Raw genomic sequence first — 21,295 nt, forward strand, 5'->3', positions numbered from 1 at the left:
CTCAGGCGGCGAATTCCTCCAGTACGGCCGCGAGCTGGTCCACGGCCCAGTCGAGGTCCTCGGCCGAGACCACGAGGGGCGGGGCGAGGCGGATGGTGGAGCCGTGCGTGTCCTTCGCGAGCACGCCGCGCTCCATCAGGGCCTCGCACACCGCGCGGCCGCTGGCCAGGGCCGGGTCGATGTCGATCCCGGCCCACAGGCCGGCGCCGCGCACCTCGAGCACGCCGTGCCCGACCAGGCCGAGCAGACGCTCGTGCAGGTGGGCGCCGAGCTCCCGCGCCCGCTGCTGGTACTCGCCGGTGGCGAGCAGGTTCACCACGGCCAGGCCCACGGCCGCGGCGAGCGGGTTGCCGCCGAAGGTGGACCCGTGCTCGCCCGGACGCAGCACGCCGAGGATGTCGGCGTTGCCGACCACCGCGGACACCGGCACGATGCCGCCGCCGAGGGCCTTGCCGAGCAGATAGAGATCGGGCACGACGCCGGCGAGTTCGACCGCGAAGGTGGCGCCGGTGCGGCCGAGTCCGGACTGGATCTCGTCGGCGATGAAGAGCACGTTGTGCCGGGTGGTGATCTCCCGCACGGCAGGCAGGTAGTCGGCGGGCGGTACGACGATGCCGGCCTCGCCCTGGATGGGTTCGAGCAGCACGGCCACGGTGTTCTCGTCGATGGCCGCCTCGAGCGCGGCGGCGTCACCGTAGGGCACGGTGCGGAAGCCCGGCGTGAACGGGCCGAAGTCGGCGCGGGCGGAATCGTCGTCGGAGAAGCTGATGATGGTGGTGGTGCGGCCGTGGAAGTTGCCGCCGGCCACGATGATGTTGGCCATCCCCGCGGCGACGCCCTTCACCCGGTAGCCCCAGGCACGGGCGACCTTGATGCCGGACTCCACGGCTTCGGCGCCGGTGTTCATCGGCAGCACCATGTCTTTGCCGGCGAGCTTGGCCAGCGCGGTCACGAACGGGCCCAGCTGGTCGTTGTGGAAGGCACGGCTGGTGAGCGTGATGCGCCCGAGCTGGGCGCGCGCGGCATCCAGCAGCACGGGGTTGGAGTGGCCGAAGTTGACCGCGGAGTACGCCGCCAGGCAGTCCAGGTAGCGCTTACCGTTGATGTCGGTGACCCAGGCGCCGTCACCGGAGGCGACCACCACGGGCAGTGGGTGGTAGTTGTGCGCGGCGTGCGCATTCTCCAGCGCAATGGCCGCCGCCGGGTCGGTCAGGCCCACCTGGGCGGTCAGGCCGGTCGAATCGGCCAACTCGGCCTGGTTGATCGGGGCGCTCATCGGCGCAGCTCCAGGGTGCAGCACTTCACGCCGCCGCCGCCGAGCAGCAGCTCGGACAGGTCCACACCGATCGGGTTGTAGCCACGGTCACGCAGTTGCCGTTCGAAGTCCTTGGCCCGGGCGGCGATCACGACGTTGTAGCCGTCGGAATAGGAATTGAGGCCGAGGATGGCGGCATCCTCTTCGGTGACGATGATCGCGTCGGGGAAGCGCTCGCGCAGGGTCGCCAGGCTCGGTTCGTCGAAGGCGCTGGGCAGGTAGGCGATGTTGGTGTCATCGAGCACGGCCACGGCGGTGTCGAGGTGGTAGAAACTCGGGTTCACCAGCTTGAGGGTGATTACCGGGCGATTGTAGATACCCGAGACCTCTTCGTGGCTGTTCGAGGCGCTGCGGAACCCGGTTCCGGCCAGGATCACATCGCCGACGAGCAGGAAGTCGCCCTCGCCCTCGTTGATCTCGACGGGCTCACGCACGTCGAAGCCGTTGGCGCCGAACCAATCCATGTAGGCCGGGCCCTCGGGCTGGCGCTGAGGGTAGGTGAACTTGGCGCCGTAGGCGATGCCGTCGATGACGAAGCCACCGTTGGCCGCGTAGACCATGTCGGGGAGTCCATCGATCGGGTCGATCAGGCGCACGTCGAAGCCGAGGCCGACATAGGTGTCGTACAGGGTCTGCCACTGGGCGACAGCAAGGCTCGTGTCGGTGGGCAGGGCCGGGTCCATCCAGGGATTGATCCGGTAGACCACCGTGAAGAATTCGGGCTTGCACATCAGGATCGTGCGGGTGACCGGCGTGCGAGTGACCGGCGCGGGCGCGACGGACTCGTTCGGGGTAGCGGATGCGACATCAAGTGACACGGGAGCTCCTCTGTTGGCGATCCGTCGGCGGAGGCCTGGGCGGAACGCGGGTGGGTGGCGGACCAGGTCGCTCTCGAGAGCCCGGCGCGACCGGTGAGACCGTTCGCGCAGGGACGCCGGTTCCAGTCTCACACAGCATGAATCGACGTTTCCTGCGAATCCGCGCATGGAACACGCGTTTCATATGGAAAGCACGCAATTTCGGCGCGTACACTCGAGGGATGGACAACCTCGATCGCGGCATTCTCGACCTTCTCCGCCAGAACGCCCGGGCCGGTTACGGCGATATCGGCTCCGTGGTGGGTCTGTCGGCCTCGGCCGTCAAGCGCCGGGTGGACAAGCTCGTCGCCGACAAGGTTATCCGCGGCTTCACGATCCAGGTCGACCCGTCGATCGACGGGATGAGCACGGAGGCCTATGTGGAGCTGTTCTGCCGCGGAACCGTCGCTCCCGACGAGCTGCTGCGCATCCTCTCCGGCGTTCCGGAGGTCGTGGACGCCGGCACCGTGACCGGCAGCGCCGATGCCATCGTGCACATCCGCGCCCGGGACATCCCGGGGCTCGAGGCCGCGCTGGAGAAGGTGCGCCTAGCGCCCAACGTCGACCACACCCGCAGCGCGATAGTGCTCACCCGGCTGATCCACCGCGGCGCCGAATAGCGCCACGGGGCCTTGACGCGTCCGACCCGGCTTGTTAGCTTGGTACAAACGTCAAACAAAAAAGGATGCCCGTGGACCTGTACAAGATCACCCTGCTGGTCGTGGCCGGGCTGCTGACGGTCGTCTTCGCGTGGCAGCTTCGGCCAGGTGCCGCCATTCGCCCGGATGCACTGCGAGATACCGCCCGCCGCGCCGGCCTGGCCATAACACCCGAGGTCGAGCCGGTCCTGATCGCGCGCATCCGTTCGCGGAACCGCGGCACGCTGATCGGCACCCTGATCGCTCTGATCGTTGCGACAGTTTCTCTTATGGCGCTTCCGCAATCAGCGGACGGCGGCCTGTGGTCCGGGCTGATGATCATCGTCATGACCGGCCTGGGCGGCGCCGTCGGACTGTGCGTGGCGGAGTTCAGGTCGGCGCTCGTCTCGCTCGGCGATCGTCCTCGCGTGGCGCGGGCGCCCACGCCGAGCCGTGCGGATTATCTCTCCACCGTCGACCTCTGGTGTGCTCCCATTGCCGTGGCCGTCAGCGGAGTGGCCCTGGCCGCCGTAGCCTTGGTCATCCTGGTTGATCCCGATGAGGTGCTCCGTGGCGCAAGCATCCCCTCCCTGTGGTGGCCCGGCTTCATGCTGTGGATCGTCTCGCTCGCAGCGGCTGGAGTCGGCCGCATCCTGTCGACTCGCTTGGTGGGTCGGGGTCAACCCGCCGGCAGCGACATGGAGTTGGCGTGGTCCGACGCGCTCCGCAGTTGGACGCTGCGTGCGCTGGTGCAGACTCCCGCGTTGGGGGCGCTCTGCAGTCTGGTCGTGGTGCTGACCTCCGTCAGCTCGGCGGCGTCAGGCCAGTCGGGAATCGGAACCGCCCTATCTGTGGCCTTTTCAATCGTGCCACTGGTCATGGGCATGGTGGGTGTGGCTCTGCTCTCGATGGGGTCACGCCGTCCGCCGCACTACCTCAGCCGGCTCTGGCCGGACGTGGCCGCGGAGCTGCGCCGCGGTGCACATGGAGTAGTAGCCGCTCCGGTCGAGAGCGGCCGCCCGTGAGGCTGGTCATCGACCCGCAGTCCACCACCCCGCCCTTCGAGCAGATCCGGATGCAGGTCATCGACGCCGTGCGCACCGGCACCCTGACGCCCGGCGACAAGCTGCCGACGGTGCGCCGCCTGGCGGAGGACCTGGGCCTGGCTCCGAACACTGTGGCGCGCAGCTACCGTGCGCTGGAGCAGGACGAGGTGATCGAGACCCGCGGGCGGCTCGGCTCCTTTGTGGCTGCGACAGGGGATGCTACGCAACGGCAGATGCAGCAGGCCGCGGTCGTCTACGCCGAGCGAGCGACATCGCTCGGGGTCGACGTCGACGAGGCGCTGGCGATCGTGCAGGCGGCGCTGCGCGCGTCCAGGTGATTCCGACCGGCTGACGGACCAGGTTCACGCCTGTCGCGGGCCCAGGCACCGTATCGCTCAGTCGCCGTGCAACTCGGTCAGAACGGCCTGCACCCGGCGCACCCTGGTGCCGTCGGACTTGGCACCATCGACGGCGAGCACGTGGCGGCGCTGGTTGCTGAAAGAAAGCTTGTCAAAGGCCGCGCGGGCTTCGGGATCGGCGTCCAGCGCCGCCGTGAGAACAGCCGGTTCTTCAACGGTGCGCGGTTGGTCGTCACGTTCGATGGTGACATCCACCTCGTCTCCGCCGGCCACCCCGGCCTTGTCGCGGTTGTCGGCGCTCAGCGCGATCATGTACTTGCCCCGGTAGGGCGCGACCGAGCTGCGGTAGCTGTGCCCATTGATCGTGACGGTGATGGCGTGCCGCTTGCCGGGGCCAAGGGATGCCACCACCTCCTCGGGGACCGGGATGCCCGTTGCGGTGGCACCGGACTGCTCGATCACGGTGCGAAATTCCATAGCCCGAGTATGCAGCCCACCCGCTTGCGTGGCAAGCGGCGGATGGTGCCGCCCGTGACATGCGTCGAAGCGCCCTCTCCAGGCTCGCCCGAGGGCACTTTGCGGCAACTCGCGCAGGGGTGGCACCTCCTCCGGCCTGGTGGCCTGGCAGGGCGGGCGTCAGGCAGCGCGGGCGGGCGCGGGCGGCGCAGCGGGCGGGCGTCAGGCTTCCGGCGCGGCCGCGGACGCGTAGGAGGCCGCCAGGCGGGCCAGGCCCTCGTCGAGGGTGACCGCGGGGGTCCAGCGCAGGTCTTCGCGCGTGCGGCGCTGGTCGAACCAGTGCGCGGTGGACAGCTGCTCGGCCAGGAACCGGGTCATCGGCGGCTCGTCGGCACCGGGGAACGCCCGCCACGCGGCCTCGATGACGGATCCGGCCGCGCGGGCGACGCCGGCCGGAACACTCCAGGCGGGCGTGGGCACGCCGGCCGCCTGGCAGATGCCGGCCAGCAGCTCGGCGACCGGGCGGGGCTCACCGTTGGTGATGACGTAGGCGTTGCCGTGCACGGCATCCACTCGCTCGAGGGCGGCAGCGATGGCGTCGGCGGCGTTGTCGATGTAGGTGGAGTCGATCAGCGCGGCGCCGTGGCCGAGCAACGGCAGCCGGCCGGCGCGGGCACGCTCCACGATGCGGGCGATGAGCTGCGTGTCGCCGGGGCCCCAGACCAGGTGGGGCCGCACCACCACGACCCGCAGATCCTCGGAGTCGGCGGCGAGCGCGAGCAGCTCCGCGGCGGCCTTGGTGCGCGCGTAGTCGCCCCGGGCGTGCTCGGGGTCGGCGGGCAGCGCATCGTCGCCCGTGATGGAGCTGCCGGAGTGCGCGACCGACGGCGATGAGACGAACACCAAGCGTTGTACGCCGGCGGCGCGGGCCGCGGCGATCAGGCTGCGGGTGCCGCTCACGTTGACGGCGGTGAACTCGGCGGCCGAGCCGGCCAACGAGACCTTCGCGGCCAGGTGCACGATGGCGTCGACGCCGGCCACCGCGGCGGCCACCTCCGACGGCTCGGTGATCGAGCCGAGAGCATCCGTGGCGCCGGTCACACCGCTCGGCCGTCGCTGGAAGCAACGGACCTCGTGGCCGGCAGCCACGATCGCGGCCGCGACGGCCCGGCCGAGGAAGCCACTGGCCCCCGTGACCAGGACCTTCATGGCTGGGTCAGCCTGGCGCCCGTGAGGATGCCCTGCGCCCAGCCGGCCAGGCGGGTACGGTCGATCTTCGAGTTGTGACGGATGTCGGTGGGCAGGTGCGGCACGACGAGCACGGCAGCGACCGGATGGCCGGCGACCATCCGCACCTCCGCAGCGAGGCCGGGTCCGGCCAAGCCGACGCGGGCGGCGGCGGGCACGGTCTCGACGACGATGACGACCTGCTGGCTGCCGGCCGGGCCGACGCCCACGGCTGCGGCGCGGCTCACGTCCGTCAGCGCCGACACGGACAGCTCCGGTCCGACCGGAGTGACGACGCCGTGCGCGGTGGTGATGACGTGCGGCAGGCGTCCCTCGACCCAGAGCCGGCCGGCGGAGTCGAGGTGGCCCACGTCTCCCGTGCGGTGCCAGCGTTCGCCCGCTGTCACGGCACGAGTGGCGGCCAGATCGGTGAGCCAGAGCCTGTCGTAGTGGTCCTTCACGTGCGGGGCGGAGACCACGATCTCCCCGGTGACCTGGGCAGCCTCGGAGATCTCGCCGACGGCAGCACCGGTGTCGTCGAGGGCGCTGATGCGCACCCGGGTGGTGGCGGTGGGGCGCCCGACGCACACGCCGCCGGGTCCGCGCGCCACGTCGTCGAGGGCGGCCTCACGGATGCCGTCGAGGGTGATGTCGGTCATCAACAGCCCCTCGGTCATGCCGTATGGCGTGTGGGCCGTGGCCCCGGGCATGAGCGCCGCGGCCGAGGCGAGGAGCGGCTCCGACACCGGCGCTCCGGCGGAGAGGAAGCTGCGCACACCGGCCAGCGCGTCCCGGTCGGCGCCAGTGAGGGCCGCCTGGGTGGCAACGACGTTGGCCAGCGCGGCCGGGGAGAGGAACACGACGGTGGCGTCGATGGCGGCCACCGCGGCTGCCACGGCGGTGGCGGTGAGGGTCTTGGGCGCGGTGACGTCCATATCGGGCGTCACCGACCGGGCTCCGAGGGCCGGGCCCAGCAGGGCGAACGGCGCGAAGCCGGCCACCAGACCGGTGCCGCGGCCCACGCCGTACTGTTCGGTCAATGCCTGGCTCACGGCGGAGAGCTGGCCGTGGGTGTAGACGACACCCTTGGCCGGACCGGTCGAGCCGGAGGTGAAGAGCACCGCGGCCACGTCGTCGGCCTGGGGCGGCTCCGGCAGCTCCTCGTCGCGGCCCAGCGAGATGAGGTCGGCGAGAGCGTAGGAGACGCCGAGGGCGCGGCGGCTGGCGGTGGGGAGCCGGTTGGTCGAGATCTTCTGACCGGGCCAGCCGAGCGCGCGGGCGGCCATCAGGCCGGGCAGCGCGCCGATGACGTGGTCGGGGCGGGCTCCGCGCACTGCACGGGTGAGCCCGGTGAGGCCGAGGCCGGCGTCGGCCACGACCACGACGGCGCCGAGCCGGACACACGCGTAGAGCACCGCGGTGAGGTCGGCGCTGGGCGGCACGAGCAGCGACACGCGGTCGCCACGGCGCACGCCCACCTGGTGCAGGCCGGCGGCGATCTGGCGCACCCGGCGGGAGAGCAGCCGCCAGCTGACCACGCGAGGGCCGTCACCGCCGGTGGGAGCCATGTCGATGAGCGCGGTCTCGTCGCTGTCGTGCAGCTCGTCGAGGTAGTGCCAGAGCGGACGGTAGTCGGGGGCCGTGCGCTCGTCGAGGCCCACACGCTGGTCGAGGCCCACAGGCTGGTCGAGGCCCACACGCTGGTCGAGCTTGTCGAGACCCGGCGAGTCGCTCTCGGCAAGCGGGGTCTCGACAGGCTCGACCGACGCAGGCGGCTCGACCGACGCAGGCGGCTCGACCGACGCAGGCTCAACCGGCGCGGATGCCCCGAGCCAGGTCAGCGCGGCGCCCGCGTAGTCGACGTCTTCGGCGATGAGGTGCCCGGCGCCCTCGAAGCGGTGCACGTCGGCGTGCGGCAGCCGGTCGATGAGGTCGTCGAGGTACCGGTCGCTGAAGATCGGGTCCCGCGGCCCCCAGAGCATGAGGGCGGGAACGGTGAGGGTCCGCAGCGACTCGGCGATGCGATCGAGCTCGGCATGGCTGTCGTGCCCGGCGTCCACGGGGATGTCGGCGACGAATCCACCGATGCCGCCCCTGCGGGCGGGGCCGCGGTAGGGCGCCCGGTAGGCGTTCTTCACCGCGGCGGGCAGGGCCGGGTGCCCGAGGGCCAGGGTGGTGTCCAGGAACGCCGGGGTGAGCACGGTGCCGGCACTGAGCATCCCCCGGGCCAGCGCGAGGCGCAGTGGGGCGGGGATCGCCTCGGTCTCGCTCTGGTGGATCGCGGTGTTCAGCAGCATCACGCCGGCCAGCAGGTCCGGATGGTCTACCGCCCAGCCGAGGGAGACCACGCCGCCCCAGTCGTGGCCGAAGGTGACGACGGGGCCCGCGAGGCCGAGCGTGCGGGTGAGGTCGTCGAGGTCGCGCACCCGCCGGGCGAGCGGCCGGGCGACGCCGGTGCGTTCGGAGTAGCCCATGTCGAGCTGATCGACCGCGATGACCCGCCAGGCCGGTCCGCCGGCGGCCGCGGATGCCGTGGCCTGCGCCACCAGGTCTCGCCAGAGATAGGACCACGTGGGGTTGCCGTGCACGCAGAGCACCGTGCCGACGGGCTCCACGCCCAGTTCGGCCAGTCGCTCCCCGTTGTCGAGCAGGTGCCAGGCGTGGCTGTCCCCGGCGGGGCCGCCGCCGAGACCGTTGTCGAGGGCGCTCTCGGGCACATCCACGATGCGGGACCAGGCCGGGTCGAGCCCGGGGAGGCCGCTCGGCGGAACGCTCGCCGGAGCCAGGGCCGTCGCGACACGCGGCAGCCGGTACCTCACCACTGGATCTCCATCATGGCCGTGTTGAGGCCGGAGCCGACGCCCATCAAGAGCACCCGGTTGCCGGGTTCGAGCTTGGCGGCCTCTTGGGAGAGCGTGATCGGGATGGACGCGGGGCCCACGTTGCCGTAGGTCGGGTACGTCAACGGCACCCGGCTGCGGTCCAGGCCGGTGGCCTTCACAATGGCGTTGGTGTGCACATCCGAGACCTGGTGCAGGATGTAGCGGTCCATGTTCGACCAGCTCCAGTCCCGTTTGGCTTCGGTCCAGGCCGAGACGACCAGTTCCATGCCGCCCTTGAGCAGGGCCTTGGCGTCGGTGAACATGCCGTCGACGCTGCCGACGCAGAGGTCGTTGAACTGGGTCGCGGCGCGGGTGACGCCGCCGAGGATGCGGTGCCCCTCGGGGTGTGCATCCGCCCGGCCGAGCACGGCAGCGGCCGCGCCGGAGCCGAGGGTGAGGCTCGCGAACTCGCTCATGAAATCCTTACGGCCGATGTCGGGCCGGCCGAGGCGTTCGATGGTGTTGGTCTGGATCTCGTCGGCATCTTCACCGTCGATGATCACCGCGTACTTGATCTGCCCGGAGTCGATGAGCTGCGCAGCCAGGGTCATGCCATTGACGAAGCCCAGACAGGCGTTGGCGATGTCGAAGTTCGTCGCCGAGGACGGCAGGCCGAGGCCGTGGTGGATGCGCACGGCCACGGAGGGTTCGAGGTGCTTCCGGGTCACCGAGGTGTTGATCATCAACCCGACCTCGCTGGGGTCGACCCCGGCCTGGGCCAAGGCGCGCTTGCCGGCCTCGACTGCGGCGTCGTCGAATGCCTGGCCCTCGGCCCAGTTGCGTCGCTCGTGCACGCCGGCGACTCGCTGGAGGAGCCCCTTGGGCAGGCGGAGGCGTTTGAGCGCGGGCTGCAGGCGCCGGTCGATCTCCTCCGAGGTCGTGATGCGGGGAGCGATAGTCGTGGCGACCGACAACAACGCGACATTGCGGTGCATCGTTGTTGCGTTTCCGTCCAACGGGTTCCCCTGTCGAGTTATGAGTGGCGACAAATCATGTCCTATCGATTTTCTCCCAGTAGTCTGAGTGGCAACCGTGCGTACGCTGAGGCCTGCGCTGGTCGCCGGAAACCGGCGGCCGTCGAGATGGCTACCCTCCATTATCAGCCTTTCCGTTCATCATGCCGTTACCCGGCACCGCCTCAGGTCGTGCGGCTCAGGTCAGACGTGGGGTGCCGGGCCGGGTCAGGGCCGCAGCCACGAGAAAACAGACACCGCCGGCGATGGTGCCCACCGTGGCCCAGCCGGCCAGGAACTCCACCCCGGTGCCGGGAACCGGGTACGCGCCGATGGCCGCGAGACCGAATGCAACCGAGCCGAGCAGGTTCAGCCAGGTGCTCCGCCAGGTACGCGCATGCGGGTCCCACAGGGCATCCCGACCGCTGGTGGCGACGACCGCGAGGACGCCGGCGACGAGGAAGCAGACCGAGCCGAACGCATCCGGGCGCCAGCCGGTGCGGGTGCCGCCCAGGCTCGCCGAGAGCGCCGTGGCGGTGCTGAGGTTGAAGAAGAGCGTGCCGGCGAACTGGATGGCCGCCGCCCACCAGTCGAACCGGTCGGGCCGGTTGGTCGTGGTGCGTGGTGGCCGCCGACCGCTGAGGTTGAGCTGGATGAATGCCGCGAGGGTGAAGAAGAGCGACCCGATGAAGAAGGTGAGGTTGTCCACGACGGGCCCGACCATGACGAGATAGCCGGGCACGGCGCCCACGATGAACAGCGCCGACCCGACGATGAAGCCCCAGGCTTCACGGCGCAGACGCAGCCAACGTGGTGCCTTCACTGCATCACCTCGCCTCCGGCCGCAGCCATTATGGCGCTAGATGACGTCGTCCGTGAGGGTGCTCGGGTTGCCGAAACGGTGGTTGGTGATGGAGATGGCCTGCTCGCGCAGGAACGGGAGCAGTTCGACCCGGCCGGACTGGGTCACCGGATGCGCGTAAACCGCGATGTCCGGGCTGGCGCCGACCGCGGCGGCGAACGCCGACGCATCTGCGGCCGCGCCGGTGACCGGGTCGCTGCCGATCAGGCGCACCCGGCTCGTGGTCACTCCCCCGGCGGCCACGCGGGCCAGCCACTCGTCGTCGCTTTCGATGATCACGGGGATGTCGCGCGGCGCGAGCACGGCGCGCACCTTGGGCGGTACCGGGATCGCGCTGGAGACCACGAACCGGGACTTCGACACCAGACCGGCCGCGATGACCCGCAAGAGCAGGGCCAGGTTGCCGTCGTCGCCGAGCCGCACGGTGACGGGCAGCGCAGAGTAACGGAACAGGTTGCGCTCCAGGCCGAGCTCCGACACGTCGGTGACGGTGCCGAACTCCTCGCGCCAGGCCAGGGCGTCGCTGAGCGCCGAGCGTCGCAACACGTCGAAGTCCTCGTAGGGCAGGGAGGGCTGTGACGCCTCGATGAGGTCGGTGATGCGCTGTTCGAGACCGCGCAGGTGCAGCGTGGAGCTGTTCTTGCCGGGGTCGGTCACCCAGCCGCCGAGACCGAACAGGTAGTTCGGTCCGCCGGCCTTGCTGCCGGGGCCCACGGCCGAGCGCTTCCAGCCGCCGAAGGGCTGTCGCTGCACGATCGCGCCGGTGATGCCGCGGTTCACGTAGAGGTTGCCCGCCTGCACGGTGTCGACCCACTGGGCGATCTCATCGGCGTCGAGGGAGTGCAGCCCGGCCGTCAGGCCGTAATCGACGGCGTTCTGGTAGCGGATGGCTTCCTCGAGGGTGCGCGCGTGCATGACACCGAGCACCGGGCCGAAGAATTCGGTGAGGTGGAAGTACGAGCCGGGGACCACGCCGGTGCGGATCCCGGGCGACCAGAGCTGTCCGACTCCGGTCTCCAGGGAATCGTCGAGCAGCTTCGGCTCGACCAGCCACTTCTCGCCGGCGCCGAGCTCGGTGAGGGCGTGCAGCAACTTGCCGTTCGCGGGCTCGATGATGGGGCCCATCTGGCTGTCGGGATCGGCGGGCCGTCCCACGCGCAGCGAGGTCGCCGCATCCACGAGCTGTCCGAGGAACCGGGTGGAGCGGGCGACGGAGCCGACCAGGATCACCAGGCTCGCGGCCGAGCACTTCTGGCCGGCATGGCCGAAGGCGCTCTTGATGACGTCGGCGGCGGCGAGGTCGAGGTCGGCAGCCGGGGTCACGATGATGGCGTTCTTGCCGCTGGTCTCCGCCAGCAGCGGGAGGTCTTCACGCAGGCCCCGGAAGAGCTTCGCGGTCTCGTATGCGCCGGTGAGGATCACCCTGTCGACGTCGGGGTGGGCGAGCAGCCTGCTGCCGAGTTCCCGGTCGGGCAGATCGACGAGGGCGAGCACGTCGCGGGGAACGCCGGCCTCCCAGAGGGCCTCGGCGAGCACTGCGCCGGTGCGCTGGGCCAGGGTGGCGGGCTTGAGGATCACGCCGGAGCCCGCGGCGAGGGCGGCGAGCACGCCGCCGGCCGGGATCGCCACGGGGAAGTTCCACGGCGGGGTGACGACGGTAAGCCGGGACGGCACGAAGATGGCTCCCTGCACGGCGTCGAGGTCACGGGCGCGTTCGGCGTAGTAGTGGGCGAAATCAACTGCCTCGCTCACCTCGGGGTCGCCCTCGGCGATGGTCTTTCCGGTCTCGCTGGCCATCACCTCGATCAGGTCGGCTCGGTGCGCGGCGAGGGCCACTCCGGCCCGGTGCAGGATGATCGCGCGTTCCGCGCCGGACTTCCGGGCCCAATCGGCGGCGGCCCGGGTGACGGTACCGATGACCTCGTCGAGCCGGTCGGCATCGGCGATGCGGGCGGCGCGGATGCCGTCGCGGCCGAGCGTGGAGGTCTCCACGCGGGCCAGGATGGCTCGGCCCCAGTCGCGGTTGGCGGGCAGGGACGGGTCGGTGTCCGGCTCATTGTGGAACCCGCCGAGCACCGACTTGCTGCGTGAAACCGAGCCGCGGGTGAGCCCGAGCACCAGGGCGGTGAGGTTGGGGTCATCCGCTTCGGGCGGCGGCATGGTGAGGGCGGGCGCATCGGCCGCGGGCAGCGGTTCGAGGGGCACAATCACCGACCGGTCCTGCCCGCGGTTGGGCGGCGGCGCCTGGATGCTGCCGCGACGCGCATCGGGGCCGGACTCCAGGTTGACCAGGGAAGCCAGGAAGCGTTCCTTCTCCCGGTCGAACAGCGCCGGGGTATCGACGAGCTCGAAGACCGCCGACATGAAGTTCTCGTCGCTCGCGTTCTCCTCCAGCCGGCGGATGAGGTAGCTGATGGCCACGTCGAATTCGGCGGGGTTCACGACAGGGGTGTAGAGCAGCAGGCGGCCGACGTCCTTCTTCACGGCCTCGGCCTGGCTTGTGGCCATGCCCAGGAGCATCTCGAACTCGATGCGATCGTCGACGCCCCGCGACTGCGCCAGCAGGTGGGCATAGGCCACGTCGAAGAGGTTGTGCCCGGCGACGCCGATACGCACAGCATCCGTGTTCTGCGGGGTCAGCGCCCAGCTCAGCACCCGCTTGTAGTTGGTGTCGGTGTCCTGCTTGCTGGAGTAGGTGGCCAGCGGCCAGCCGTGCACGACGGCGTCGACGTGCTCCATGGCGAGGTTGGCGCCCTTGACGACGCGAACCTTGATGGGCGCGCCACCGCCGGCCCGGCGGGCATGCGCCCACTGGGTGAGTCCCTGCAGCGCGCCGAGGGCGTCCGGTAGGTAGGCCTGCAGCACGATGCCGGCCTCGAGGCCCTGCAGGCGGGGCTGGTCCAGGATGCGTTCGAAGACCGCGATGGTGAGGTCGAGGTCGCGGTACTCCTCCATGTCGAGGTTGATGAACTTAGGGGTCGGCGACGCCGCGGCCAGCTCGTAGAGGGGGGTGAGCCGGGCGACGACCCGATCGACGGCTTCGTCGAAGGCCCACATGGATAGCTGGCTGGCGATCGAGGAGACCTTGATCGACACGTAGTCCACGTCATCACGGGCGAGCAGGGCCCGGGTTCCCTCGAGGCGGCGGAGAGCCTCCTTCTCGCCGAGCACGGCCTCGCCGAGGAGGTTGATGTTGAGCCGGTTGCCCGACGCGCGCAGGAGTTCGATGGCCGGGCCGAGCTTGTCGGGGGTGGCGTCGACGACCAGGTGTCCCACCATCTGCCGCAGCACCTTACGGGCCGCGGGGATGACCACCCACGGCAGCACCGGTCCCAGCACACCGCCCACTCCGATGGCCCCGCGCAGGGCCGGCGGCAGGAAAGCGGGCGCGAGTTTGGCCACCCGCTGCAGGTTGTAGCCGGCGACCATCACGTCTTCCGGCCGCATCACTCCGTCGACGAAGCCCACGGTGAAGTCGAGGCCGTTCGGGTCCTTCAGCACTCCGGCCAGGCGTTCCGCCGATACATCCGCTGGAATTGTCGCGCTGTCGGCCAGCCACTTGGTGACGAGGGCTACAGCCTCCGCACCGAGGTCCTGCTGCACGTGAGGAAGGGGATTGCTCATGCTCCCGAGGTTAGTCGCAGCAGGCCCTCGAGGTGCTCGTCCACGGCGGCGATGTGCCGGAGTTTTTCGGCCTCGGGAAGGAAGGACGCCCGGAAGGAATTGCGCGCCAGGGTCGCCATCTGTTGCGGCGACAATGCGAACTCGCTCTGCACGGCGTTCAGGTTGTCGTCGACGTAGCCGCCGAAGTAGGCCGGGTCGTCGCTGCTGATCGTGACGAGCAGACCTTCGGCCAGCATCGCGGGCAACGGATGCACGCCGAGCACTGGGACCGCCCGCAGGCAGACGTTCGAGAGCGGGCACACCGTGAGCGGGATCTGCCGCTCGCGCAGGTGTTCGATCAGGTGGGGGTCTTCGATGGAGCGGATGCCGTGGTCGACCCGTTCGACTCCGAGCAGGTCGAGCGCTTCGCTCACGTAGTCCGGCCCGCCCTCTTCGCCGGCGTGGGCGACCCGGCGCAGGCCCAGAGCAGCGGCCTTGGCGAAGACCTCGGTGAACATCGAGGGCGGGAAGCCGACCTCGGCTGAGTCGAGCCCCACACCGATGAACTGGTCGAGGTAGGGGATTGCCGCATCGAGGGTCTCCAGGGCGGCCGCACCGCCAAGGTGGCGGAGGAAGCAGAGGATGAGGTCGGCGGAGATTCCCAGGCCGGCACGGGCCTCAGTGAGGGCCCGGGTGAGCCCGGCGAACACGACCTCGAGCGGGATGCCGTTGGCCAGGTGGGTCTGCGGATCGAAGAAGATCTCCGCGCGGCGCACCCCCGCCGCCGTGGCCCGGGTGAGATAGGCCATACCGAGATCGTAGAAGTCCTCCTCGGTGCGGAGCACGGCGAGGTTGGCGTAGTAGATGTCGAGGAACGACTGCAGGTCAGTGAATCTGTAGAGCTCCCGCAGCGCATCCGGGTCGTAGCTGGGCAGCAAGACGCCGTTCCGCCGCGCCAGGGTCACCAACAGTTCGGTCTCGAGGGTGCCCTCGATGTGCACGTGCAGTTCGGCGACGGGCCAGGTGGCGTGGGTCTTCAAGGCGTCTCCCGGTCGTTCAAGTTTCGCTCGCCCCAGGGCGATTGTCGGAGTGGGATCCCCACGCTACCGCCTCCCGCCCGGCCCTCCCGCCGCCTCCGATCGGTGGTTGAGCGTGTCGAGGCTTCGGGCTGGGTGGGGGTTAAACGCAGAAAAGCCACCCCGTGGGGTGGCTTTTCTGGTGTTTCTAAGTTAAGTCCGGCGGTGTCCTACTCTCCCACAGGGTCCCCCCTGCAGTACCATCGGCGCAAAGAGTCTTAGCTTCCGGGTTCGGAATGTGACCGGGCGTTTCCCTCTTGCTATAGCCGCCGAAACATCTTTCGATGAATCGAATCTATATTTTTAGTTATAGAGCCCCCGCGTGGAGGGCGTTTGTTCTCGACCGTACATCGAGAACCACATAGTGGACGCATAGCAGCTTATTCAAACTGAGTGTTATCAAATTATCGGCTTATTAGTACCGGTCAGCTCCAAGAGTCTTTAGTCCTCTCTTCCACATCCGGCCTATCAACGCAGTAGTCTAGCTGCGAGCCTCTCCCCCTAAGGGATGGAAATCTCATCTCGAAGCCGGCTTCCCGCTTAGATGCTTTCAGCGGTTATCCGTTCCGAACGTAGCTAATCAGCGGTGCTCCTGGCGGAACAACTGACACACCAGAGGTTCGTCCATCCCGGTCCTCTCGTACTAGGGATAGATCTTCTCAAATTTCCTGCGCGCGCAGCGGATAGGGACCGAACTGTCTCACGACGTTCTAAACCCAGCTCGCGTACCGCTTTAATGGGCGAACAGCCCAACCCTTGGGACCTACTCCAGCCCCAGGATGCGACGAGCCGACATCGAGGTGCCAAACCATGCCGTCGATATGGACTCTTGGGCAAGATCAGCCTGTTATCCCCGAGGTACCTTTTATCCGTTGAGCGACAGCGCTTCCACAAGCCACTGCCGGATCACTAGTCCCGACTTTCGTCCCTGCTCGACTTGTCAGTCTTACAGTCAAGCTCCCTTGTGCACTTACACTCGACACCTGATTGCCAACCAGGTTGAGGGAACCTTTGGGCGCCTCCGTTACTTTTTAGGAGGCAACCGCCCCAGTTAAACTACCCACCAGGCACTGTCCCTGAACCGGATCACGGTTCGAAGTTAGGTATCCAATATGACCAGAGTGGTATTTCAACGATGACTCCACCTGAACTAGCGTCCAAGCTTCACAGTCTCCCACCTATCCTACACAAGCCACACCGAACACCAATACCAAGCTGTAGTAAAGGTCACGGGGTCTTTCCGTCCTGCTGCGCGTAACGAGCATCTTTACTCGTAATGCAATTTCGCCGAGTTCGCGGTTGAGACAGCTGGGAAGTCGTTACGCCATTCGTGCAGGTCGGAACTTACCCGACAAGGAATTTCGCTACCTTAGGATGGTTATAGTTACCACCGCCGTTTACTGGGGCTTAAATTCTCAGCTTCGCCTTACGGCTAACCGTTCCTCTTAACCTTCCAGCACCGGGCAGGCGTCAGTCCGTATACATCGTCTTGCGACTTGGCACGGACCTGTGTTTTTAGTAAACAGTCGCTTCCCACTGGTCTCTGCGGCCTTCGAACGCTCCAGGAGTAAATCCCTTCACGCCTCAGGCCCCCCTTCTCCCGAAGTTACGGGGGCATTTTGCCGAGTTCCTTAACCACGATTCTCTCGATCTCCTTAGTATTCTCTACCTGATCACCTGAGTCGGTTTGGGGTACGGGTGACTAAAACCTCGCGTCGATGCTTTTCTTGGCAGCATAGGATCACTGATTTCACCCTTACGGGCTACCCATCGGGTCTCAGCCTTATATGAGAGACGGATTTGCCTATCTCTCGGCCTACATCCTTAGACCGGGACAACCATCGCCCGGCTCAGCTACCTTCCTGCGTCACACCTGTTAATACGCTAACCGCACCAGCATAGGGTCGCACGCTAGGCCTCACGCTTCACCCCGAAGGGATCCATCTAGAGGATTCAGATGCTTAGCATTACTGGATTAGCTTGGACGGTTTTTCATCAGTACGGGAATATAAACCCGTTGTCCATCGACTACGCCTGTCGGCCTCGCCTTAGGTCCCGACTTACCCAGGGCGGATTAGCCTGGCCCTGGAAACCTTGATCTTTCGGAGGACGGGTTTCTCACCCGTCTTTCGCTACTCATGCCTGCATTCTCACTCGTGTAGCCTCCACGGCTGGTTTACACCGCCGCTTCGCTGGCCACACGACGCTCTCCTACCCATCAACACGGCTGAACCAACACCACAAGGGTGCGGCTTACCAAAAATATCAATGCCACAACTTCGGTGGCGTGCTTGAGCCCCGTTACATTGTCGGCGCGGAATCACTTGACCAGTGAGCTATTACGCACTCTTTCAAGGGTGGCTGCTTCTAAGCCAACCTCCTGGTTGTCTATGCAACTCCACATCCTTTCCCACTTAGCACGCGCTTTGGGACCTTAGATGGTGGTCTGGGTTGTTTCCCTCTCGACGATGAAGCTTATCCCCCACCGTCTCACTGCTGCGCTCTCACTTACCGGCATTCGGAGTTTGGCTAACGTCAGTAACCTTTTAGGGCCCATCGGCTATCCAGTAGCTCTACCTCCGGCAAGAAACACGCAACGCTGCACCTAAATGCATTTCGGAGAGAACCAGCTATCACGAAGTTTGATTGGCCTTTCACCCCTATCCACAGCTCATCCCCTCCATTTTCAACTGAAGTGGGTTCGGTCCTCCACGACGTCTTACCGTCGCTTCAACCTGGCCATGGATAGATCACTTCGCTTCGGGTCTAGGACATGCGACTGAATCGCCCTATTCAGACTCGCTTTCGCTACGCATTCCCCTCTCGGGTTAAGCTCGCCACATATCACTAACTCGCAGGCTCATTCTTCAAAAGGCACGCTGTCACACCAACAAAGGGTGCTCCAACGGTTTGTAAGCAAACGGTTTCAGGTACTATTTCACTCCCCTCCCGGGGTACTTTTCACCTTTCCCTCACGGTACTTGTTCACTATCGGTCATGTAGGAGTATTTAGGCTTATCAGGTGGTCCTGACAGATTCACACGGGATTTCTCGGGCCCCGTGCTACTTGGGATACTCTTCGGGCGATTGCTGCATTTCGACTACGGGGTTCGCACCCTCTATGACCAGGCTTTCAATCCTGTTCGTCTATACAACGTTCTAACCCTCACTGTTCGGCAGAAGCAGCAGAAAAGTCCCGCAACCCCGACCATGCAACGCCTGCCGGCTATCACACATGATCGGTTTAGCCTCTTCCGGGTTCGCTCGCCACTACTAACGGAATCACTATTGTTTTCTCTTCCTGTGGGTACTGAGATGTTTCACTTCCCCACGTTCCCTCTACCCGCCCTATATATTCAGGCGGGAGTCACCAGGTCACCTTGCGGGCCTGGCGGGGTTTCCCCATTCGGACATCCTCGGATCACAGTTCGTTTATCAACTCCCCGAGGCTTATCGCAGATTACTACGTCCTTCTTCGGCTCTACATGCCAAGGCATTCACCGTTTGCTCTTAGAAATTTGAAATCACATGAGTTTGAATCGATTAAGTGTCACGAACAAAGTCCGTGACCGAAATTGACCAATGATCACACACTTCGAAAAGTGTGTTGATCTTTGTAATTTGACCCCGAAGGGTTCAAATTTAAGATGCTCGCGTCCACTGTGTAGTTCTCAAAGTACGGGCGGTACCCCTCCAAGCCAGCGACCCCGAAGAGTACGACTGCTGACAAGAAAAGGTCCAGAGGAAAAGTCCAACCAGGTTGCCCCGATCGTTCCGGTCCCTCAGGACCCAACAGCGTGCATATGCGTTTCATGCCGGCGCAAACTTTTCCAACCCCCGAAGGAGCGTACTTGGTTCAGACCATTACTCTGCGCATCAATGTCAATGTTCCACCCATGAGCGCCATCGAAGAACATTCGTCTTCGTATGACTTGGCACCTGTTGATCTCCCTGTATACAGAGGAGAGGTGCTGTGCTCCTTAGAAAGGAGGTGATCCAGCCGCACCTTCCGGTACGGCTACCTTGTTACGACTTAGTCCTAATCACCGATCCCACCTTCGACAGCTCCATCCCTTGCGGGTTTGGCCACTGGCTTCGGGTGTTACCGACTTTCATGACTTGACGGGCGGTGTGTACAAGGCCCGGGAACGTATTCACCGCAGCGTTGCTGATCTGCGATTACTAGCGACTCCGACTTCATGAGGTCGAGTTGCAGACCTCAATCCGAACTGAGACCGGCTTTTTGGGATTCGCTCCACCTTGCGGTATTGCAGCCCTTTGTACCGGCCATTGTAGCATGCGTGAAGCCCAAGACATAAGGGGCATGATGATTTGACGTCATCCCCACCTTCCTCCGAGTTGACCCCGGCAGTATCCCATGAGTTCCCACCATTACGTGCTGGCAACATAGGACGAGGGTTGCGCTCGTTGCGGGACTTAACCCAACATCTCACGACACGAGCTGACGACAACCATGCACCACCTGTATAGAGACCTTGCGGGGCGACTGTTTCCAGCCGTTTCCTCTATATGTCAAGCCTTGGTAAGGTTCTTCGCGTTGCATCGAATTAATCCGCATGCTCCGCCGCTTGTGCGGGCCCCCGTCAATTCCTTTGAGTTTTAGCCTTGCGGCCGTACTCCCCAGGCGGGGAACTTAATGCGTTAGCTGCGACACGGAGACCGTGGAATGGTCCCCACATCTAGTTCCCAACGTTTACGGCATGGACTACCAGGGTATCTAATCCTGTTCGCTCCCCATGCTTTCGCTCCTCAGCGTCAGTTACGGCCCAGAGATCTGCCTTCGCCATTGGTGTTCCTCCTGATATCTGCGCATTCCACCGCTACACCAGGAATTCCAATCTCCCCTACCGCACTCTAGTCTGCCCGTACCCACTGCAGGCCCGAGGTTGAGCCTCGGGTTTTCACAGCAGACGCGACAAACCGCCTACGAGCTCTTTACGCCCAATAATTCCGGACAACGCTTGCACCCTACGTATTACCGCGGCTGCTGGCACGTAGTTAGCCGGTGCTTTTTCTGCAGGTACCGTCACTTTCGCTTCTTCCCTACTAAAAGAGGTTTACAACCCGAAGGCCGTCGTCCCTCACGCGGCGTTGCTGCATCAGGCTTGCGCCCATTGTGCAATATTCCCCACTGCTGCCTCCCGTAGGAGTCTGGGCCGTGTCTCAGTCCCAGTGTGGCCGGTCACCCTCTCAGGCCGGCTACCCGTCGTCGCCTTGGTGAGCCATTACCTCACCAACTAGCTGATAGGCCGCGAGTCCATCCCAAACCGAAATTCTTTCCAACTCCTAGCCATGCGGCTGAAGCTCGTATCCGGTATTAGACACCGTTTCCAGTGCTTATCCCAGAGTTTGGGGCAGGTTACTCACGTGTTACTCACCCGTTCGCCACTGATCCAAGGAGCAAGCTCCTCTTCACCGTTCGACTTGCATGTGTTAAGCACGCCGCCAGCGTTCGTCCTGAGCCAGGATCAAACTCTCCGTAAATGTTTAATAGCCTCACCACGCAAGCGCGATGGGCACATCTAGTGCTGAAAGCCACCGGAATAGGCGAACAATCAGCAAGTTTGAAACTGACAGAACAAATCATTACTGACTTGCTTTGTTGTTTAAATGTTTTCCAAAGGAATCTCTTCCGCGGTACTCCCTAGAAAGGAGCCCTACGACCGAGGTTTTTGGCATTTGACATTGTGCACGCTGTTGAGTTCTCAAGGATCGGACGCACCCGACTTCAGGCCTGAAAGGCTGTCGCTCCGGGGCACTTCGATGTTGTTCTTGTTGCCCGCTTGGTTTCCAGTTACTGGATTCGAAGCGAACTTCATCAAGCTGTACAAAGCGAAGAATCGCTTTCTTTTCTGCTTGGAGTTGGTCCCGCTTGAGGCCGGAAGCTCTGCGGCTTTCCGAACCTGTGGGGTGACGAGAGATGACTATACGTGGGTTTCGGAGGGGGTCGCAAATCGCATTTGCATCCCGGGCGTGTCGCCCGATGGCGTTAGGGTCGAG

At 65.7% G+C, this 21,295-nt stretch carries 12 protein-coding genes and 3 rRNA genes; 3 read left to right on the forward strand and 12 right to left on the reverse strand.

Annotated elements, in window-relative coordinates; translation table 11 throughout:
• Nucleotide 1 precedes the first annotated feature (1 nt).
• Both rocD and ddaH read right to left on the reverse strand, forming a co-directional pair.
• Nucleotides 2–1,276 carry an ornithine--oxo-acid transaminase gene (gene rocD, locus DOE79_RS10585; protein WP_120338459.1) on the reverse strand — a complete coding sequence of 425 codons (1,275 nt, stop codon included), beginning with the start codon at nt 1,274–1,276 and terminating at the stop codon, nt 2–4.
• A complete protein-coding gene (gene ddaH / locus DOE79_RS10590; protein WP_120340282.1) occupies nt 1,273–2,046 on the reverse strand; it encodes a dimethylargininase in 774 nt (257 codons plus the stop codon). The genes rocD and ddaH overlap by 4 nt, the downstream gene beginning before the upstream one ends.
• Before the next feature lie 308 nt (nt 2,047–2,354).
• Here ddaH and DOE79_RS10595 point away from each other — a divergent pair, with 308 nt between their 5' ends.
• The 3 genes from DOE79_RS10595 to DOE79_RS10605 all read left to right on the forward strand — a co-directional run bounded on the left by DOE79_RS10595 (nt 2,355) and on the right by DOE79_RS10605 (nt 4,194).
• Entirely contained in the window at nt 2,355–2,792 is a 438-nt protein-coding gene (locus DOE79_RS10595; RefSeq protein WP_120338460.1) for an Lrp/AsnC family transcriptional regulator, read from the forward strand.
• A 71-nt stretch (nt 2,793–2,863) separates the two neighbouring features.
• Nucleotides 2,864–3,835 (forward strand): hypothetical protein, encoded by a 972-nt coding sequence (locus tag DOE79_RS10600; protein WP_120338461.1) that lies wholly within the window; start codon nt 2,864–2,866, stop codon nt 3,833–3,835.
• The gene (locus DOE79_RS10605; RefSeq protein ID WP_342767912.1) at nt 3,832–4,194 is read left to right on the forward strand and encodes a GntR family transcriptional regulator; all 363 of its coding nucleotides are present in this window, start codon (nt 3,832–3,834) and stop codon (nt 4,192–4,194) included. Before DOE79_RS10600 ends, DOE79_RS10605 begins: the two co-directional genes overlap by 4 nt.
• A 57-nt stretch (nt 4,195–4,251) precedes the next feature.
• On the opposite strand, the gene DOE79_RS10610 is transcribed toward DOE79_RS10605, so the two are convergent.
• From DOE79_RS10610 to DOE79_RS10655, 10 genes are all read right to left on the reverse strand, one after another.
• Nucleotides 4,252–4,692 carry a YdeI/OmpD-associated family protein gene (locus DOE79_RS10610; RefSeq protein ID WP_120338462.1) on the reverse strand — a complete coding sequence of 147 codons (441 nt, stop codon included), beginning with the start codon at nt 4,690–4,692 and terminating at the stop codon, nt 4,252–4,254.
• A gap of 201 nt (nt 4,693–4,893) precedes the next feature.
• A complete protein-coding gene (locus DOE79_RS10615) occupies nt 4,894–5,880 on the reverse strand; it encodes an NAD-dependent epimerase/dehydratase family protein (protein WP_120338463.1) in 987 nt (328 codons plus the stop codon).
• Nucleotides 5,877–8,717 (reverse strand): alpha/beta fold hydrolase, encoded by a 2,841-nt coding sequence (locus DOE79_RS10620; RefSeq protein ID WP_245977319.1) that lies wholly within the window; start codon nt 8,715–8,717, stop codon nt 5,877–5,879. The genes DOE79_RS10615 and DOE79_RS10620 overlap by 4 nt, the downstream gene beginning before the upstream one ends.
• A complete protein-coding gene (locus DOE79_RS10625) occupies nt 8,714–9,715 on the reverse strand; it encodes a 3-oxoacyl-ACP synthase III (protein WP_066591820.1) in 1,002 nt (333 codons plus the stop codon). Before DOE79_RS10625 ends, DOE79_RS10620 begins: the two co-directional genes overlap by 4 nt.
• A 217-nt stretch (nt 9,716–9,932) precedes the next feature.
• On the reverse strand, nt 9,933–10,556 hold the full coding sequence (locus DOE79_RS10630; RefSeq protein WP_120338464.1) for a hypothetical protein: 624 nt from the start codon (nt 10,554–10,556) through the stop codon (nt 9,933–9,935).
• Between the two features lie 36 nt (nt 10,557–10,592).
• Nucleotides 10,593–14,219 (reverse strand): proline dehydrogenase family protein, encoded by a 3,627-nt coding sequence (locus tag DOE79_RS10635; protein ID WP_120338465.1) that lies wholly within the window; start codon nt 14,217–14,219, stop codon nt 10,593–10,595.
• Nucleotides 14,216–15,238 (reverse strand): adenosine deaminase, encoded by a 1,023-nt coding sequence (locus DOE79_RS10640; protein WP_120338466.1) that lies wholly within the window; start codon nt 15,236–15,238, stop codon nt 14,216–14,218. Before DOE79_RS10640 ends, DOE79_RS10635 begins: the two co-directional genes overlap by 4 nt.
• Before the next feature lie 193 nt (nt 15,239–15,431).
• Nucleotides 15,432–15,548, reverse strand: a 5S ribosomal RNA gene (gene rrf, locus DOE79_RS10645).
• A 121-nt stretch (nt 15,549–15,669) separates the two neighbouring features.
• A 23S ribosomal RNA gene (locus DOE79_RS10650) occupies nt 15,670–18,798 on the reverse strand.
• 460 nt (nt 18,799–19,258) lie between these two features.
• Nucleotides 19,259–20,779: ribosomal RNA gene (locus DOE79_RS10655) — 16S ribosomal RNA — on the reverse strand.
• The 16S, 23S and 5S rRNA genes sit together here, the layout of an rRNA operon.
• Nucleotides 20,780–21,295 lie beyond the last annotated feature (516 nt).

The sequence above is a fragment of the Cryobacterium soli genome, from assembly GCF_003611035.1.
Lineage (GTDB): Bacteria > Actinomycetota > Actinomycetes > Actinomycetales > Microbacteriaceae > Cryobacterium > Cryobacterium soli.

Bases quoted from the DNA above. Each gene is read 5' to 3' on its own strand.
- DOE79_RS10610 (WP_120338462.1), bottom strand. From the start codon at position 4,692: ATGGAATTTCGCACCGTGATCGAGCAGTCCGGTGCCACCGCAACGGGC.
- DOE79_RS10595 (WP_120338460.1), top strand. From the start codon at position 2,355: ATGGACAACCTCGATCGCGGCATTCTCGACCTTCTCCGCCAGAACGCC.
- ddaH (WP_120340282.1), bottom strand. From the start codon at position 2,046: ATGTGCAAGCCCGAATTCTTCACGGTGGTCTACCGGATCAATCCCTGG.
- rocD (WP_120338459.1), bottom strand. From the start codon at position 1,276: ATGAGCGCCCCGATCAACCAGGCCGAGTTGGCCGATTCGACCGGCCTG.
- DOE79_RS10635 (WP_120338465.1), bottom strand. From the start codon at position 14,219: ATGAGCAATCCCCTTCCTCACGTGCAGCAGGACCTCGGTGCGGAGGCT.
- DOE79_RS10625 (WP_066591820.1), bottom strand. From the start codon at position 9,715: ATGCACCGCAATGTCGCGTTGTTGTCGGTCGCCACGACTATCGCTCCC.
- DOE79_RS10615 (WP_120338463.1), bottom strand. From the start codon at position 5,880: ATGAAGGTCCTGGTCACGGGGGCCAGTGGCTTCCTCGGCCGGGCCGTC.